We start from the raw sequence: 16,834 nt of genomic DNA, 5'->3' as shown, positions 1-16,834 counted from the left end.
AATAAATAGAGATTAATGATGCTCTACATTGACGAATAAACAAAATAATAGTAGCATTCGAAATGAGGTGAGGTAGAATGAATCCCCTTGTTGAATTTTGCGTGAGCAATTTAGCAAACGGCTCTCAAGATACATTTGAAGCGTTAGAAAAAGATCCAAACATAGATGTGTTGGAATATGGCTGTTTAAGCTATTGTACAAGATGTTCAGAATCGCTTTATGCGCTTGTTAATGGCGAAATGGTAGAAGGTGAAACGCCGGAAGAACTGACTAAGAACATTTATCAATTCATAGAAGAAAATCCTTTATTCTAAGGAATGTTCTAGTGAGGCGGATAAATAGGGGTTATGAATCGAAGTGGAATTAACTTCGCTTTCCGCGGGCGAGCGTCGAGCCTCCTCGCTTCGCTGCGGGGTCTCGTCTGTCTCGCTATCCCGCAGGAGTCTACGTTAATTCCCCTTCTTTTATTCAAATTACCATTGCATTACCTAAAACTAATGCGAGAAGCGCCAGTGTCACTAACCATTATTCTTAATACAGTTTTATTTCAATACGAAGAAGGGACTTTCTGGTGTTATCCACAGAAAGTCCCTTCTTTTTTAATTTAGTTAATTCCCGACCCATTCAATCAATGTGTCTACTGTGAATGTAGGACGCAATTCTTTTTTCTTTACGTCGTCTGTTCGGGAAACGCCGGTATTGACATGTAATGTATCGATTCCATACTGGATACCACACATCATGTCTGTATCATAATTGTCGCCAATCATAATCATATCTTCTTTATGCAGGTCAAAACTAGTACGTATGAGCTCAAGCATATTGCTTGCTGGTTTACCTATATAGAGGGGTTCGACGCCAGTTACTGTATGCACCATTTCGGCTAGTGCACCGTTTCCTGGTGCAAATCCTCTTTCAGTTGGATATTTTACATCAGGGTTAGTCACGACAAAGGATGCGCCATTTTGTATATCAAAACAGATATCTGCCAGCATATGATAGGTTAGTTCTGTATTCATACCTTGTGCAACTACATCCGGTTGTTCTGTGACTACCTCAACCCCCTCATCAAGTAAGGCTTGTTTTAAGCCATCTCCACCTAAAACTTTTGCAGTTTTTTGGGGATAAGCAGTTGCAATGTATTTTGCTGTCGCAATTGCTGAGGTCATAATCCGGTCAATGCTTGTTTCGATACCCATTTTTTTAAGCTTCTCTTGTACTTGAGCAGCAGTCATATTTGCATTGTTTGTGGCATAAAAAGGCTCAATGCCTTTTTCCTTTAAATACGAAATAAAGGTTTTCGAATCCTCAATTACCTCTTTTCCTCTGTACACCGTTCCATCAAGGTCAAATATATACGCTAAATAGGATTTCATTTTACTCTTCACCTTCCGGGATAAAAGCAGTCACAGGGCCTAACTCATTTGTTAAGTAATCTTTCACCTTTGGAGAAAATTCTTTAATAGCAGCCAAGTTCTTTGTCAATACATTGACTACTTCTTCGTCGATTACATCTAAAATATCGCGTACAAGTCCACGACGCAAGCCAATCAGTTCTTTCAACGGCTCGTCCATCTCAGAGGTAATAACTGATTCGTCCACTAAAATATCTATAATATCCTCATAACTGCCTGGATCTCGCATAATAAATCCATCAATCATGCTATTACCCACATCGATAATCGCCTCAATCAATATATTGGCAATGCGTTCAACTGCTAAACGGTGTACGCGGTCCTCTAGCCAATCATTACTTTGTTCGTACGTATTGATTAGCTCTTCCATATATTCTAGGTTTTTCACAATTTTTTTACGGTCAACAAAATACACTGTAAAGCCTCCAGTCACATGTTTAAGGTTGATAGTTTGTCCTCTTCTATAGTACCATAATTTTTAGGATTGGAAGGGGCTGCGTTCACATGGAAAGATTTTTCTTATACGATGATTTGGAAGAAACCCAAACAAGATTCGTCAGCTTTATGGGCGAAAATCAACGTTATGACTTAGCAATTATGCAAAGCGGACGTTTTTACGGTAAATTGCTCGTTCTTGATATGCAATATAGCCGCTTTGCTATTTTGGGTAGTGATGATTTGGATGAACCCGGCTATATAGAAGCGGTTTATAACCGTCCGCCTGAAGAGGCTCAAGAACTACGCGAATATTTATATGAATTAATCGGCTAAAAAAACAACGCTGGGGCAATTTACTGCTCCTGCGTTGTTTTTGTTTGCTCTTCCTCTATAGTTACCTCTTCTTGATTCGGCTCTGCATTGGCTATTTCTTCCGTTTTCTTAGCTTTGCCCATTTTCTTTAAGACAAAGTAAGCACAGCCAAAGTTGCAGTACTCATATAAATAATCCTGCAATGTGCTAATGCGTGTATCAAAATTAGCTTTTTGATTTTTATCTTCGTAAAAACCTTTTAAGCGAAGCTGTCCATAGCCCCAATCACCAACAATATAATCATATTTGGTTAGAATCTCGCTATAGCGGCTATCAAAATCTTCTTGCTTAAATCCTTCTTTATGGTTTTCAATTAAATCATACATCCATTGGTCCGCTATAATCATGTAAGCTCACCCTCCATTCTTATAAGGTGATTACGCTTGCTCGCCAAGTGCTTGTTTTTCCTTTGTCGCTGCATTTACTTGCTCATCTGCATGGTAGCTACTGCGTACAAGCGGGCCAGCCTCACAATGCTTGAATCCTTTAGACATTGCAATTTTGCGTAGTTTGCCGAATTCTATTGGTGAATAGTACTTCTTCACAGGCAAATGTTTTTTTGTCGGCTGCAAATATTGGCCAATTGTCATGATATCAACATCATTGGCACGTAAATCATCCATTACTTCAATTATTTCTTCTTCTGTTTCACCAAGTCCGATCATAAGTGAAGATTTTGTCGGAATTTCTGGTTGCATTTCTTTTGCACGACGCAAAAATTCTAAAGAACGTTCATATGTAGCACGGGCACGAACTCTTGGAGATAATCGACGCACTGTTTCGATATTGTGATTTAAAATATCTGGCTTTGCATCCATTAGGATTTGCAAGTTCTCCTTCACACCACCCATATCAGATGGCAATACTTCAATAGAGGTGAAAGGATTTTTACGGCGAATTGCTCTTACCGTCTCCGCTAATACACCTGCTCCTCCATCTTTCAAATCATCACGTGCTACCACTGTAATAACAGCATGTTTTAGGTTCATCAGCTGTACAGAGTCTGCTACGCGCTCTGGCTCTGCTAAGTCTAATTCATTCGGAAGACCTGTTTTAACAGCGCAAAAACGGCATGCTCTCGTACAAACATCTCCTAGGATCATGAATGTAGCTGTACGGCGTTCTCCCCAGCATTCGTGAATGTTCGGGCATCTCGCTTCTTCACAAACTGTGTGAAGATTCTTCTCGCGCATTAATTTTTTAAGACCTTTATATTCATCATTGGTATTTAACTTGATTTTTAGCCAATCCGGTTTTCGAATGTGCTCTTCCTTTGTCGGTTTACATGTGGTCATGATGTAATCCCATCCCTTCATAAAAAAAATAATCATCCCTGTTGTCAATTTATCATAACCAGTGCATTCAGACAACCGCGTCTAGGTTAATATAGCATTTATTGGATTTATTCAACTATAATTCGTCATCATAATCCTAATCCCTAGTGTGCATTTTCATTTTGCTCTTTATTTTTGTTTCCTTCTGTAGGTAAAGGTACTTCGACTGAAGGGGATGTGCTGCCGTCTTTTGAATAGACATTCGGAACACCACCTTTAATTAACGTGGCTGCTACCGGATTCGTCTGCTCGACGATGGCTGATTTGCTGGCAAATGGTACAATGATTTGTACATTGACTTTCGTTTTAACACTGAGTTCTACGTATGCATTATTTATACCAAATTCTTTAATATTTCTTTCTACATCTACATTTACATGGCCGACTATATGAAAACGAATCGGAATTTTGGGACCTAAGTTGCCAAGCATTGGCATGCCTGTGGCTAACCCAAGGGGTACATAAAAAATAATTCCCCCATCCTTTTGCATGGCATCCACATCATATTCAATATTGTCAGCTTTCGGCAAATGATCTAAATTTCCACTTTCTGCTTCTTCTAAATAAGATTGCACTAGTTTATATTTTTCTGAAATGATTCGGTTGATAGCTGCAGTATCTAATTTTGTATCTGTCATGCTTGAATTTCCATTACTATCAGGATCGACCTTTTCGATAATATCATAATTATTTTGTTCACCATCTTTATCGGCATAAATAGCTTGGCTAATTACATAAGACGCAATGCTATTGGTCTCAGCTTCCGCATATTGTAAAAAGATAGGCATCAGGCGAACATTTATTATATAAAAGAAAAGAAGCACACAGCCTACAATGCTTCCCAGCACTACGGGCAAAAAGCGAGACCGTTTTACCACAAATAATTTCTTTCTTTTCTTCATTAAGCGCAAAAAGATACCTCCTAATCACTTATATGACTAGGAGGTATTTATTATTCAATATCAGGGACAAATGCATCGTCTATTGATTCGACAAATACTTCTGGACAGTCTGCGAGCAGTAGCTCATAAGTTGCCTTCACCATCCTGCCGCTTTCTTCAAAAATCCGCAGCCATGGACGTTCAGGATTGTCCTTATATTGCTTGCAGACAATTCCTCTTCTGCCGTCTGACAAAAGTAGAACTGTGCCATTTTGATAATAGGCGACCGACCGCCGAAAAGCCTCAACCACCTGTTCATCATACAATGTGCCACTGCCTTTTTTAATAATCTCTACTCCATGCGATGGCATCATCTTTTCTCGATAAACCCGGTTGGAGGTCACTGCATCAAAGACATCTGCTACAGCTATTATTTTTGCGTAGGGATGGATTTCAAAATTTAATAGGCCACGAGGATAGCCACTACCATCCAATCTCTCGTGATGCTGAAATGCACAATGCGCTGATAACAGGGAAATCGTATGTAAGTTTCGAAGCAAGTCAAACCCAAATTGGGCATGCTGCTTCATTGTTTCATATTCTTGATCTGACAGCCTGTCCGGTTTTGAAAGTATGGTCTGTGGGATCATCATCTTTCCAACGTCATGCAAAATGGCCCCAATGCCAATTTGGCGTAATTCTGTTGCACTGTAATTCATCTCTTTTGCAATAGCGATTGAATAGATCGCAACTTGCATAGAGTGCTGGTAAATATAATGATCATAGAGGAAAGCATCACTTAATACAGTAAGAACCTCGCGACTTTTCATGATATTATCAAGCAAATCATCAATAATGCCCACAAAGTGCTTCGATTCCTGGTCTAAGCAATAGGTCATTTCCTTCCCTTTTATATTTTTCAATTTATTAAATGAGGAGGAGATTTGGGTGACTGCTTTTAAACGCATATCAATAGGAATAGCTTCTTCTATTTCAATATTGGAGGAAATCTCATCATCAATATAGACATAGTGAATATTCAACTGTTGCAGCCGCTTAATCATAGGTTCAGAAACCTTTGCTCCTTTTTGCAATAGTGGTCTATTCGCCTCATTCCAAATTGTTCTGCCAATAATCATACCTGCTTTTAAAACTGTAGTTGTTATCAACCGCATGGCTTTTTCCCCATTCTTTCAAAGTCAATCTAATTAAAATAATACTTATTTGACTACTTTTTTTCCATATAAAATCAGAATATCACGTAAGAATTGTGGTAACAAGTATGTTTTAGGCAACTTTTTGAACTCCGGAAAGAAAAATCCAAATGTAAACATATCCAACGTTGCCAGCTTGTATACCTTATGATCAGCGGCTTTTTCTCCATTTATATATAATTGGCCATTTTGTAGAGAACATCCGTATGTTAACATTTTGCCAAGAACGACTCCTCGAAACCCTAGGCCTTTCAACTCATTATAGGGCCACTGGATAGATTGATCTATCAGCTCTAAAGATTGTTTTAATTCATTCCCGCTAATTTCAATCACACAAGCGTTGATGGGATGTGGCAGACATTGATGTACTTCAAATGCAGTTACCTCACCCTTAGGCAAATCACGTAGAAAAATTCCTGCATTAAACAAAGCACAATCTGCTTGTGAGAATTCTAATAAAGCTTCTGCAAAATAACGGGATAGCGCAGAATGATGGAACCATTCCTTGTTTAAATATTTTTCTGCTATAAAGACAGGATAATTCAACAAGCTCTTTCCTTCTTCTATCAGCTTTGTATTAAATAATTTCTCATCTTTTACAGCTGGCAGCTCTGTTGTAGGCTGTAGTTCAGTATCTTTTCTCTCCATTTTTTGAAGGCTTTGATTATAAGTGATTTCTGTATGACCTACATAAGTTCCATACTTTCCACCGCCCGTTAACAATGTTTTGCCCACTACTTTTCCTTGTTGAAGAACATGGTGGGTGTGTGAGCCAAAAATAACATCGATTTTAGGGCATAGCACTGCAAGCTGTTCATCCATATGAATGCCTAAGTGAGACATGCAAAGAACAAGATCCACTTCTGAATGAATCGTCTCAACCGTATCTTGCAAAGACTTCAATGGCTCATCTATCGACCATCCAAGCGGCTCATAATACGTTTTAAATTCAGCTGTAGCAGCTACTACCCCTATTTTTGTACCATGTGCTGTTTGATAAATGGTATATGGCTTTGCCCAGCTAGGTGTCTGACCATCGAGTTTCAAATTGCCCACAATAACATCAAATTGGGCATTATTGTATAAACTATTTAATCCATCCTTTGAGAGAGTTATGCCTTCATTATTTCCAATTGTTACTGCATCATAATGAGCATTATTTAACAGTTTGACATTCCCCTGGCCCAGTGTAGCTTCAGTATAAATATGCGAACGATCAATAAAATCGCCGATATCTAAGATAAAGCAGCTCTCCCCTTTTTCCTCATGTAGCTTCTTTTGTTTTGTTAAAAACGCTTCCGTTCTTGGCCAATAATCCAGATGGCTATGCACATCATTTGTATGGTATATATGAATAGTCTCTAACATGCAAGCACCTCTCTAATTCCCGACAATTCCTTCATAAATCGAATGAATTCCGAGAAGTAATAATATAATTCTTAATAATACAACGAGCATTTTTGAATCAATTTTTTTATTTAATGCTGCTCCTATTTTCGCCCCTATATAGGCGCCCGGAACCACTGGCAGCACGTAAAGCCAAGGAACATGACCAAGGTAAATATGGCTGGCAGAGTTAATGATTGATGAAAGAAATACCATAAACATGGAAGTCGCAATCGCAACATGTGGCGGGAACAAAAATAAAATAATCATTGCTGGAACAATCATCGAACCGCCTCCAATGCCAAATAACCCCGAGGCAAAGCCAATAAGAAACGTTAAGGAAACAGCAAACCACAATGGATAGCCATACTCATAGCTTTTACCATCAACCTCATCTACAAAGATCCGCTTCTTGCCATGTTGTACAAACCATTGAACAGGCTTCATATAGTCTCGAAAAAGAAGGATGGCTGCTAAAACAATCAACAATATACCAAAGTATAAATTAAACGACGGCAGATTGATTCCTTTATTAACATACGCACCTAGTATAGTACCGGGCGCACTTCCTATAAAAAATATTAACCCACTTTTATAATCCACCGTTTTTGATTTCATATACGACAAAGTAGAAGATAATCCGGTCGCAATCATCATTACCACAGAAAGACCAACCACTTTTTGGGGCGTCAAATCTGTAAGCATTCCGGTTGAGGAACTGATGAATAAGGCAGCTGGCACCAAAATAGCACCGCCGCCAAGTCCTACAAGCGCACCAATGATTCCTGAACAAACACCAATGACTGCCAATAATACATATGCCATTTGTTACTCTCCTTCAAAAAGATCCAATTGTTTTGGAGATAGATCTTCAAATTCGATGCCTAGCATCTCCTTTAGTGTATGCGCATTTTTCGCTGCATGATGGCCTGAGTTGTTATTAAATAATACATACACTTCTTTGCATTGCTGCTGCAAATCTTCCACTGCTTCTTTCAATTGAAGCAATTCCTCTTGATTATAATCATAAAGAAAGCGCACTTTTCTCCACTGCTCACTATTGCCAGGATTTCTCCAGCCATAAATATTCCTGCCATGTATGCGTAGCAATACCTTATCGGCTGTAGCGACAGGAACGAGAGGAACAGAACCTACGCCTGCTTGCGGCTCATCACACACTGTATGGCAAAGATGTTCCTGTTTTAAAAATTGAAGCGTATTATCTCGCCATTTATCGCTATACCATGTCTGATTTCGAAATTCAATGGCTATCGGAAAGTCCTTCAGCTGCTGTTTCACATAGCGGATATAGTCAACATTGCTCTTTTTACAATCAAACCATGGTGGAAATTGAACTAAAACTAGCGCCAATTTCCCTGCCTCTTGAAAGGTTTGCGCTGCCTCTTTAAAAGCACTGAACATCTCCTCCTTGCTTTCAAAAGGTATGTCGTCACGCAAATGCCCTGTCATCCCTTGATATGCCTTCACCACAAATTGAAAATGCGCTGGTGTCTCCGCAATCCATTTTTCGATATTGTGTTTAGAAGGAATCGCATAAAAAGATGTGTCCACTTCAACAATGGGAAAATGGCTGCTATAATCATATAATTTGTCCTTGGAAGAACCTTTAGAACGATATAAACTCGGGTGGTCTCCCCAACCAGTTAAACCAATTTTAATCATATTTCCCCTCCTAAACTTTCTTTATCTATCATATCATAGGGCTGTTTACGAATTATATTAATTCAACCAGTAGCCCCAATTTATCTTGGAAGCAATCTAGCATACTCCATCTTGCTCCTCACCTCTTGGTAGTTTTATGAATTGACCCTTTTCTCCAAAGTGATAAAAACTTCAATTTTGTTTACATTTTATTATTTAAGGTATGTAAGAAGTAGAGGTTCACAGTTCGAAAAAAAACAAGAGGAGCGATTCATCTAATGAACAATTGGTACACAGCATTAAAAGATTATTTTCCTGAAAGTGAATTAAAGTCGAAAGAACACTTTGATAAGCTTTTAGCTGATAAAGGAGAGTTTTACAAAGTTGAAGAAGGTCCTAATTTCGTTCTCGTATACTTTGAAAAAGAGGATTTCGTATTTGTCGATTTCATCTTGGTTTACAGTGGAGGCAGAAGCAAGGGAACCGGAAGTAAGGTACTAAATCACCTAAAGCAGAAAAAGAAACCTATTATCCTCGAAGTAGAACCAGTTTCAGCCGACTCCCCCGATACTAGAAAACGTGTCCGCTTTTACGAGAAATCTGGCTTTAGGAGAATGAATGATGTTGAATATACACGGATCCATCCCGTCACAAAAGAGGTAATTGATTTGGACCTATTCTACTGGTCTCCAACAATTAAATCACCGCGTTGGGCTATCGATACAATGGAAACTGTTTACAAAGAGATTCACAGCTATCATTCTGAGGAAATATACGGTGCACCCCCTCAAGCTGTCGAAGATATTCTCTCATTAAAAGAAGATAACTATCGCCAAGCAAAATAACATATATCTTATTTAAAAGAAATAGAGTCATCTAGTGATTTTAAAAGCCCTTACATCAAAATCTTAATATTAAATATCCAAAATTAGATAAAAAAGGGTTTGTTATTTCTATCGAAGGGAATATGGTGAAAGACTAAAGACAAAGGAGGGATTCACTTGGAACATGTTAAAGCAATTTTTATTAAGTTCGTCATGATTGCAGTCGTTTTGGGAATTGTTCTTTCAGGTATTTACGATGGAGATATTGGCAATACGATTCTAATTAGTGTGGTCCTTACAATCGTAGCCTATGTCCTTGGTGATTTGCTTATTTTCCGCAAAGCTAGCGACAATCATGAACCTAATGCAGATCAAGTAAAAAGAAATACGATTGCTACTATTTCAGATGCTGTTTTAGCATTCTTGGTCGTTTGGCTTATGGGTCGTGAACTTTTCAACAACGATGTAAATATCGTACAAGCTTCTCTTATCTCAGCGATTATTATTGCAGTAGGTGAATGGTTCTTCCATAAATATCTTGATCGTCAGGTATTTGAAGAGAAACATCATCACGTAACAACATAGAAAAATCTATGTATGCAAGTGCACCCCAAAAATTAGAGTGAGATCTAATTCTTGGGGTGTTTTAGTATGGGCGTATTATCAGTATAAGTCCCCTCATTATTTAGAAATGAGATACTCAAGCTTCTAGATTCATCAATTAAAATGGCCGTAATAATTAATATTGAAATTGATGTGCAACGTTTTGAAGAGCATAAGCGATCGTTCTTCTTAATTTTGTATTGAGTCTAAAGATTAATAGTTTGATGGTAAGTCATCACACAACCGAAGTGGAATATAAAGAACAACCTACATATTAAATACAAGGCGTTCTTTATATATTTCTTAAATTCTATTTAATTATTTAATAAATAGTCCCGAATTCGATGTCATTACAATGATTTTTAAATAGTTCTCCAATTGTCATTCCGTCGACTTGTGCTATTTTAATAAATTTATTGATATCATGTGTGTAATCACATAATTCTTCTGAATCTAATATTAATGATCGACCGTCCTGAAAGTTTGGAATAAAGTATTCTTTATTTTTATAAGTAAATTCAATTTCATGTCCAATTTCTAGGAGTTGCATAAGTGTTTCGAATGTGGCATTTTCTAAATCGTATTCTTGTTCTTCTTTCATTTGATCGCCTCCTATTTAGCCTGAATGTAATCATTTTTGTTTTAGATTTTGACCTAGGCTTTAGAATAGTAGATTTAGGTTTGAACTAACTACCTAGCCTTTATATTTGCTTTTCAAAAGCAAAGTAGGATGTATTTCGTAAAATAATAAAAAATAAACTAAGTGCTAACATAATGCCTATAATTGAAAAAATCAAAGCCACTGCTTGTACTGTCCACCACTCGGCAAGCATGCCTATACAAAAGGTAAATGTGATTTGAAGTATACTTTGAACGAGGCTTAACGTGCTACTAAAGCGCCCCATCAGATTCGTCGGGATTGTTTTTTGAAAGAATGTATCATACCCTGTATTGCTGAATGCCATAGAAAAACCAAGTGCCATAAGGCTAATCACAGCAAAGCGGATGGAGTGTGATGCGTAAAAAGAAAAATAACTAAAGAGAGTAAGGGTCAGGCCGCATCCAATATACAAGCTGTATGAAAAGCGTTTTGCAGCAGCTGCTGCCATCCCTCCTCCTAAAATAGCTCCGACGCCCGCCATCGTTACTGTTATGCCATATTGGCTATCCGATGCTAACAAGTACTGTTTAATAAATGTCATTTCCTGCGAATCTAGAGCGAAAGCTATCATCAATGTAAGAGAATAGAATATAAAAAATAGAAGATAGGGCAGCTTTTTTCTACAATATTCCCATACATGCTTAAAATCTTTCCATATCAGATGCACTGTTATTCTTTCGCGTTCTTCATCTCTCACATGTTCAGTGTTAGGTAATAAAAAGATAAGCCATGCACAAACAAAAAATGATAAGCCATTTATCCACATGGCAACTGATGTATTCGTCGCACCTATGATGATTCCTGCGAGCGCTGGTCCCAGCATAAAAGAGCCAGAACCGATAGTACTATTAATCGCATTGAAGCGTTGTTTATCCTGATCATTGACTAATTTTGCAATAAGGACTGTACTGCTAGGAGCAAAAAAACAACTTGCAATATTAGCAATCCCAATGAACAGATAGATCAACCAAACCGATTGTGCAAAAGGCATTAGACAAACAATGATGCCTCGCACAATATCACTCCAGATGATGATACGTCTTTTATTATGACGATCAATAAATGTCCCGGCGAAAAAATTACAAAAGATACGAGCTACCGGAACTACAATAAAGAGCCCAGACACGGCTGCTGGTGAATGAGTTAGATGCCATACTGATAAGTTTAAAGCAATTAAATAAATCCAGTTGCCTAAATTAGAAATTCCAAATCCGGTTAAGAGTAATAGATAGTTTCTGTTTAACGCCATTGCCTCTCCCCCTTAATGACTCAATAAACATCGAGACTTTTCACTTGCTTTAAAAGCTCTGCAATAACAAGCACTTGCAGGTTTATAGGCTTGTAGACGCTCATAAAATGTTGCCCAAAGGGGGACATAAAACAGTATTAGCTCTAAATGATTCTGTTCATCAAAATAAATAAAGGCACGTCGTTCGATATCTTGCAGTCGCTCCAAAGTATGCTCTTCTGGATGCAGTGCCATAGATAATAGCTCCCATTGATAGAGATGATGGCCAATTGAAAAACGATCTTGTGGATAGTGATCGAATAGCAAGCTAAGCGTCTCAAAATCATTTGCTCTATAACTCGCCCGCATCCAATTGACAACGGTATGTAAATCTTCTTGATAGTCATTGGCTTTCTGGTAATGTTGCTGGGCACGCTCATAATCTCCCTGACTCTCAAAACAGAATGCAATATTATTCATTAATGAGCTGTATTGTCGTGCTGTCTGAATTTCTTGTACATAGCTCAACAAATTCATACCAGCCTCAAATTCTCTCATTGCTTCGCCATATCGGCCCAGTGCATTCAAGATTACACCTTTCATGGAATACAGCTTTAATTGAAAGAGTGGCTTGTAAAAATGAGTAAATGATTGATCTGCTCTTTCAATATACGTTAAAGCTTGTTGAAAGGCATAAGCTCGGTGTGCGGCGAATGCTAAATGGTAATCATAATTAGCTAATTCAAATTGGTTTGTGGTAAGCAATAAATGACGTAAATGCAGCTTATCTTCTCGTTCTAAAATCGCGGTATAGTTCATAGTCGATAAATAAAAGTATGTAGAAGTTCCAATATACATTTGGGTTTCCCTATCCTGTTGCCAGGAAATAAATGTTTCGATCTTTTGCAATTGGTCCTCCGCTTCTTTTAAATGATCTAATGAAAGGAGATAACGAATATAGACAAGTTTAGCTCGTAATTGCAACGTTTGATGCAATTCATTCGACTGCCAGGATACTAAGTCATTCAATTCTTGAACGGTTAAGGTTTGATTTGTAAGAAGCTGTTCATAAAAATTCTCTAGTTGTATATTCACCTGTTTTACTTGCTTTTGCTCTGTTATAAAATCAATGCCAAGGCGCTCAAATAACATGGTATAAACATTCTCGTCAGCTATCACCACTTCATTTTCTATTCGGCTCAAATAAGAAGCTGTACAAATCCCAATCGCTAAATCATCTTGCTTTAGTCCTTGCATTTGCCTGTGATATTTAATGAGTTTCCCCCAATATTTCTCTTTATCCATTTGTCGTCACCCCTTATAATATAGTGTAACAAAAAGAGATATTTAAATATTGTGTAAATGAAGATTACAATCGATACTTAAGCATAAAAGCTGGACCCACTTACACAATCGTAATAGAAAATAAAAAAGACCACATACTGAGGTGGTCCCTAATCGTTTAATATTCTGTAAGGCTTTGATCCTCCCAAAAGAACTCCCCTGTTTTTTTAATCACATTTTCTACAAAAGAAACAAATGATTCTTCTGTTTCTTCAGGCATGATATGGCCCACATAGATTGCACCTTGTGAAGAATATTTCGTAACTAATGCGTCACTTATCATAATATAGCCAACATCCGGGTACTCCCCAATAGGATAATCCTTAGTAGGTTCAAGATCTTCTTCTTTAAAATCCTTATGTACAATCAAAAAATTTGTGCGGATTTCATCTAAACTAAAAAAAGTATAGCTAGTAAGGTAAGAACTAAACAATGTCATGCCATTATGAAGTAGTAAAAAATCTCGATAGTCATTAGGCATTGTAATACCCAATTCCTTTTCTACTAAATTAATCTCATCTTCTGATGCTGCCTCGTTAAAAGTACATACCTCACGCAGAATTTCTTTGTCATCTATGTCCAATAATCCAGTAGGTTCAAGTCTTGTAAAATTCTCATCTAACTGACTTTTTAGTTCATCTAAAACGTCTTTAATTCTGGTAATGTTAAACCCTCCTTTTCTTTTAAATGTTGATAATGCAAGTGTCTTATCTGTAGTTGAACTTTATATTATAGCAAACGACTCATAAGTACAATTTTACGTTTTGCATGGAACATTCTACAATGAAAAGAAAAGACCATTTGAAAGGAAGAGAAAAATGATCAGAGAAGCCACTAAAAAAGATTTAGTCGACATTTTGCATATTTATAATGACGCCATACTTCATACAACGGCCGTTTATTCCTATACACCCCAAACACTTGAAAGTAGGCAAGCTTGGTTTGAACAAAAGAGAGCAGAAGGTTATCCAATAGTCGTATGTGAAGAAGACGATAAAGTAGTTGGTTTTGCGACATTCGGCCCTTTTAGAGCCTGGCCCGCCTATAAATATTCCATTGAACATTCTGTTTATGTAGATACACAATACAGGAAAAAAGGAATTGGATCCTCTTTATTAAAGGAAATTATTGCAATTGCTAAGGAACGGGAGTATATGATCCTCATCGCTGGTATTGATGCAACGAATGAAAAAAGTATTGCGATGCACAAAAACTTTGGCTTTGTGTATTCTGGCAACATACAAAAAGCGGGTTTTAAATTCAACAAGTGGCTTGATTTAGCCTTTTATCAATTAGAACTGAATGGACCCAGCAATCCTACAGAAGAATAAATTCGAATTTGGATTAAAAAAGGAGATGAACTATAATAGTTCGTATCCTTGTTGAAATTCAAATCTTCTGAGCTCCAGATTCATATTCTATTTAATCATTAGATAAATTTCAGGCCAGCTTCACGCGCTGCCTCAAAACTTCTTTTAGCAAACTCAAATGGATCCATTCCAACATTTTCCCAATGCATATACATTAACCTTGGCTCTTCAAACAGCCAATGGTTATGAAATGCAGTTACTTTCAGCCCTCTTTTTCGTAATGCATCAAGCATCGGATTAACTTCTCTTTCAAGAAGTACACTTTCACCTAGATTGAGACCATTTTTTTCAAAGGATAACATAAATGGCAATGATAATGGTGAAAGAGTGCGACGACCTAATATCGTTGCCCGAATATCTCGAAGACGCATAACTACACAAGGGTTTGATTGTACGACTTCACCACCGATAATATCTGCTAGTTTTTGGCAAGTAGACAAATTCAGCCCTCCTTTCTATCTTGTCTACTACAACATATGAAGCTTGTTTAAGTTTTGCATAGGCAACACTACTATAGATATTAATAAGTTCGGTTTTTAGGTGAAATACTCCCTAAAATAAAAGAAAAATCCGTATATAAATATGCAGATTCAATGAGAATCTTTATATGTTTGGTGGTATATCGCAAAAAAGGAGACGAACTTTTATAGTTCGTCTCCTTTAGTATTGGCTAATATAAATTAACCGATAGAACCTTCCATTTCGAATTTGATTAGACGGTTCATTTCAACCGCATATTCCATTGGAAGTTCTTTTGTGAATGGTTCGATGAAGCCCATTACGATCATTTCTGTTGCTTCTTGTTCAGAAACACCACGGCTCATCAAGTAGAATAATTGTTCTTCTGATACTTTTGATACTTTCGCTTCGTGTTCTAGAGCGATTTGATCATTCATTACTTCATTGTAAGGAATTGTATCTGAAGTAGATTCGTTATCCATAATCAATGTATCACATTCGATATTGGCACGAGCATTTGTTGCGCGTTTACCGAATTTTACTTGTCCACGGTATGTTACGTTACCACCGTGTTTTGAGATGGATTTAGAAACAATTGTTGATGATGTGTTTGGTGCTAAGTGAATCATTTTAGCGCCTGTATCTTGGTTTTGGCCGCGTCCAGCAATCGCAATAGATAAAGTCATACCACGTGCGCCTTCGCCTTTTAAGATACATGCTGGGTATTTCATTGTAAGTTTTGAACCGATATTACCATCGATCCATTCCATTGTTGCATTTTCTTCACATGTTGCACGTTTTGTTACCAAGTTATACACGTTGTTTGCCCAGTTTTGGATTGTTGTATAACGGCAGTATGCATCTTTTTTGATGAAGATTTCTACAACCGCACTGTGCAATGAACTTGTTGTATAAACAGGTGCTGTACATCCTTCAACATAGTGCACGCTTGCGCCTTCATCCACGATGATTAAAGTACGCTCGAATTGGCCCATGTTTTCAGAGTTGATACGGAAATAAGCTTGAAGTGGTGTTTCAAGTTCAACGCCTTTTGGTACATAGATGAATGAACCACCTGACCATACAGCTGAATTCAATGCCGCAAATTTGTTGTCATTTGGCGGGATTGCTTTACCGAAGTATTCTTTGAAAAGATCTTCGTTTTCACGAAGAGCTGAGTCTGTATCTTTGAAGACAACGCCTAAATTTTCAAGCTCTTCTTTCATGTTGTGGTATACCACTTCTGATTCGTATTGTGCAGATACACCGGCAAGGTATTTTTGCTCTGCTTCAGGGATACCTAGTTTATCAAATGTTGCTTTGATTTCAGCAGGTACTTCATCCCATGATTTTTGAGTTGCTTCAGATGGTTTTACGTAGTACGTAATTTCATCGAAGTTTAAACCGGATAAGTCGCCGCCCCATTGAGGCATTGGTTTTGAATAAAAAATGTCTAATGATTTCAAGCGGAAGTCAAGCATCCACTCTGGCTCATTTTTCATTTTTGAGATCTCTTTTACGATTTCAGGAGTTAGCCCACGTTCTGTACGGAAAATGGATACGTCTTTGTCATGGAAGCCGTACTCGTAATCGCCAATTTCAGGCATTTGTTTAGCCATTATTTCTCCTCCTCTTATTATCCC

Annotated in this window: 20 protein-coding genes; 5 read left to right on the top strand and 15 right to left on the bottom strand. The window is 37.6% G+C overall.

Going from position 1 to position 16,834, the window contains the following annotated elements; all coding sequences use genetic code 11:
• Nucleotides 1–77 precede the first annotated feature (77 nt).
• Nucleotides 78–314 (top strand): YuzB family protein, encoded by a 237-nt coding sequence (locus tag RCJ93_RS11530; RefSeq protein ID WP_066789217.1) that lies wholly within the window; start codon nt 78–80, stop codon nt 312–314.
• A 294-nt stretch (nt 315–608) separates the two neighbouring features.
• Here RCJ93_RS11530 and RCJ93_RS11525 read toward each other — a convergent pair whose 3' ends face one another.
• Together RCJ93_RS11525 and hepT are read right to left on the bottom strand one after the other, a co-directional pair.
• Nucleotides 609–1,376, bottom strand: a complete 768-nt coding sequence (locus tag RCJ93_RS11525; RefSeq protein ID WP_446739072.1) for a TIGR01457 family HAD-type hydrolase — start codon at nt 1,374–1,376, stop codon at nt 609–611.
• 1 nt (nt 1,377) lies between these two features.
• A complete protein-coding gene (gene hepT / locus RCJ93_RS11520) occupies nt 1,378–1,830 on the bottom strand; it encodes a type VII toxin-antitoxin system HepT family RNase toxin (protein ID WP_446739071.1) in 453 nt (150 codons plus the stop codon).
• A gap of 89 nt (nt 1,831–1,919) precedes the next feature.
• Between hepT and RCJ93_RS11515 the strand changes: the two genes are divergently transcribed.
• On the top strand, nt 1,920–2,186 hold the full coding sequence (locus RCJ93_RS11515) for a DUF3055 domain-containing protein (RefSeq protein WP_066789222.1): 267 nt from the start codon (nt 1,920–1,922) through the stop codon (nt 2,184–2,186).
• A 20-nt stretch (nt 2,187–2,206) separates the two neighbouring features.
• Here RCJ93_RS11515 and RCJ93_RS11510 read toward each other — a convergent pair whose 3' ends face one another.
• The 7 genes from RCJ93_RS11510 to RCJ93_RS11480 form a co-directional block, all read right to left on the bottom strand.
• Nucleotides 2,207–2,572, bottom strand: a complete 366-nt coding sequence (locus RCJ93_RS11510; protein WP_251647390.1) for a YutD family protein — start codon at nt 2,570–2,572, stop codon at nt 2,207–2,209.
• Nucleotides 2,573–2,602: 30 nt separating this feature from the next.
• Complete coding sequence (gene lipA / locus RCJ93_RS11505; RefSeq protein WP_066789228.1) at nt 2,603–3,520, bottom strand: lipoyl synthase; 918 nt, start codon at nt 3,518–3,520, stop codon at nt 2,603–2,605.
• 143 nt (nt 3,521–3,663) lie between these two features.
• Nucleotides 3,664–4,461, bottom strand: coding sequence for a sporulation protein YunB (gene yunB / locus RCJ93_RS11500; RefSeq protein ID WP_446739087.1), 798 nt, complete (start codon nt 4,459–4,461; stop codon nt 3,664–3,666).
• 50 nt (nt 4,462–4,511) lie between these two features.
• Nucleotides 4,512–5,615: an HD-GYP domain-containing protein gene (locus RCJ93_RS11495; protein ID WP_446739070.1), complete on the bottom strand. Its 1,104-nt coding sequence runs from the start codon at nt 5,613–5,615 to the stop codon at nt 4,512–4,514.
• 45 nt (nt 5,616–5,660) lie between these two features.
• Complete coding sequence (locus RCJ93_RS11490) at nt 5,661–7,022, bottom strand: bifunctional metallophosphatase/5'-nucleotidase (RefSeq protein ID WP_446739069.1); 1,362 nt, start codon at nt 7,020–7,022, stop codon at nt 5,661–5,663.
• 12 nt (nt 7,023–7,034) lie between these two features.
• The gene (locus RCJ93_RS11485) at nt 7,035–7,865 is read right to left on the bottom strand and encodes a sulfite exporter TauE/SafE family protein (RefSeq protein WP_066789239.1); all 831 of its coding nucleotides are present in this window, start codon (nt 7,863–7,865) and stop codon (nt 7,035–7,037) included.
• Between the two features lie 3 nt (nt 7,866–7,868).
• Complete coding sequence (locus RCJ93_RS11480; RefSeq protein ID WP_446739068.1) at nt 7,869–8,723, bottom strand: DUF72 domain-containing protein; 855 nt, start codon at nt 8,721–8,723, stop codon at nt 7,869–7,871.
• Nucleotides 8,724–8,980: 257 nt separating this feature from the next.
• On the opposite strand from RCJ93_RS11480, the gene RCJ93_RS11475 reads away from it, so the two are divergent.
• Complete coding sequence (locus RCJ93_RS11475) at nt 8,981–9,547, top strand: GNAT family N-acetyltransferase (RefSeq protein WP_150285096.1); 567 nt, start codon at nt 8,981–8,983, stop codon at nt 9,545–9,547.
• Nucleotides 9,548–9,703: 156 nt separating this feature from the next.
• Nucleotides 9,704–10,111, top strand: a complete 408-nt coding sequence (locus RCJ93_RS11470) for a YndM family protein (protein WP_150285095.1) — start codon at nt 9,704–9,706, stop codon at nt 10,109–10,111.
• Nucleotides 10,112–10,451: 340 nt separating this feature from the next.
• Here RCJ93_RS11470 and RCJ93_RS11465 read toward each other — a convergent pair whose 3' ends face one another.
• From RCJ93_RS11465 to RCJ93_RS11450, 4 genes are all read right to left on the bottom strand, one after another.
• Nucleotides 10,452–10,730, bottom strand: coding sequence for a hypothetical protein (locus RCJ93_RS11465; protein WP_446739067.1), 279 nt, complete (start codon nt 10,728–10,730; stop codon nt 10,452–10,454).
• A 100-nt stretch (nt 10,731–10,830) separates the two neighbouring features.
• On the bottom strand, nt 10,831–12,039 hold the full coding sequence (locus RCJ93_RS11460; protein ID WP_446739066.1) for an MFS transporter: 1,209 nt from the start codon (nt 12,037–12,039) through the stop codon (nt 10,831–10,833).
• A 12-nt stretch (nt 12,040–12,051) separates the two neighbouring features.
• Nucleotides 12,052–13,323, bottom strand: a complete 1,272-nt coding sequence (locus tag RCJ93_RS11455) for a helix-turn-helix domain-containing protein (protein WP_446739065.1) — start codon at nt 13,321–13,323, stop codon at nt 12,052–12,054.
• A gap of 157 nt (nt 13,324–13,480) precedes the next feature.
• A complete protein-coding gene (locus tag RCJ93_RS11450; RefSeq protein ID WP_446739064.1) occupies nt 13,481–13,945 on the bottom strand; it encodes an SMI1/KNR4 family protein in 465 nt (154 codons plus the stop codon).
• Nucleotides 13,946–14,180: 235 nt separating this feature from the next.
• Here RCJ93_RS11450 and RCJ93_RS11445 point away from each other — a divergent pair, with 235 nt between their 5' ends.
• A complete protein-coding gene (locus tag RCJ93_RS11445) occupies nt 14,181–14,693 on the top strand; it encodes an N-acetyltransferase family protein (protein ID WP_446739063.1) in 513 nt (170 codons plus the stop codon).
• Between the two features lie 98 nt (nt 14,694–14,791).
• Here RCJ93_RS11445 and RCJ93_RS11440 read toward each other — a convergent pair whose 3' ends face one another.
• Both RCJ93_RS11440 and sufB read right to left on the bottom strand, forming a co-directional pair.
• Nucleotides 14,792–15,172, bottom strand: a complete 381-nt coding sequence (locus RCJ93_RS11440) for a DUF1259 domain-containing protein (protein ID WP_446739062.1) — start codon at nt 15,170–15,172, stop codon at nt 14,792–14,794.
• Nucleotides 15,173–15,412: 240 nt separating this feature from the next.
• Entirely contained in the window at nt 15,413–16,810 is a 1,398-nt protein-coding gene (gene sufB / locus RCJ93_RS11435) for a Fe-S cluster assembly protein SufB (RefSeq protein ID WP_066789257.1), read from the bottom strand.
• Nucleotides 16,811–16,834: the final 24 nt, after the last annotated feature.

This window comes from Rummeliibacillus sp. BSL5 (genome assembly GCF_052928305.1).
The sequence above is the reverse complement of the archived record's forward strand: the minus strand, read 5'-3'. Positions and strand labels throughout refer to the sequence as shown.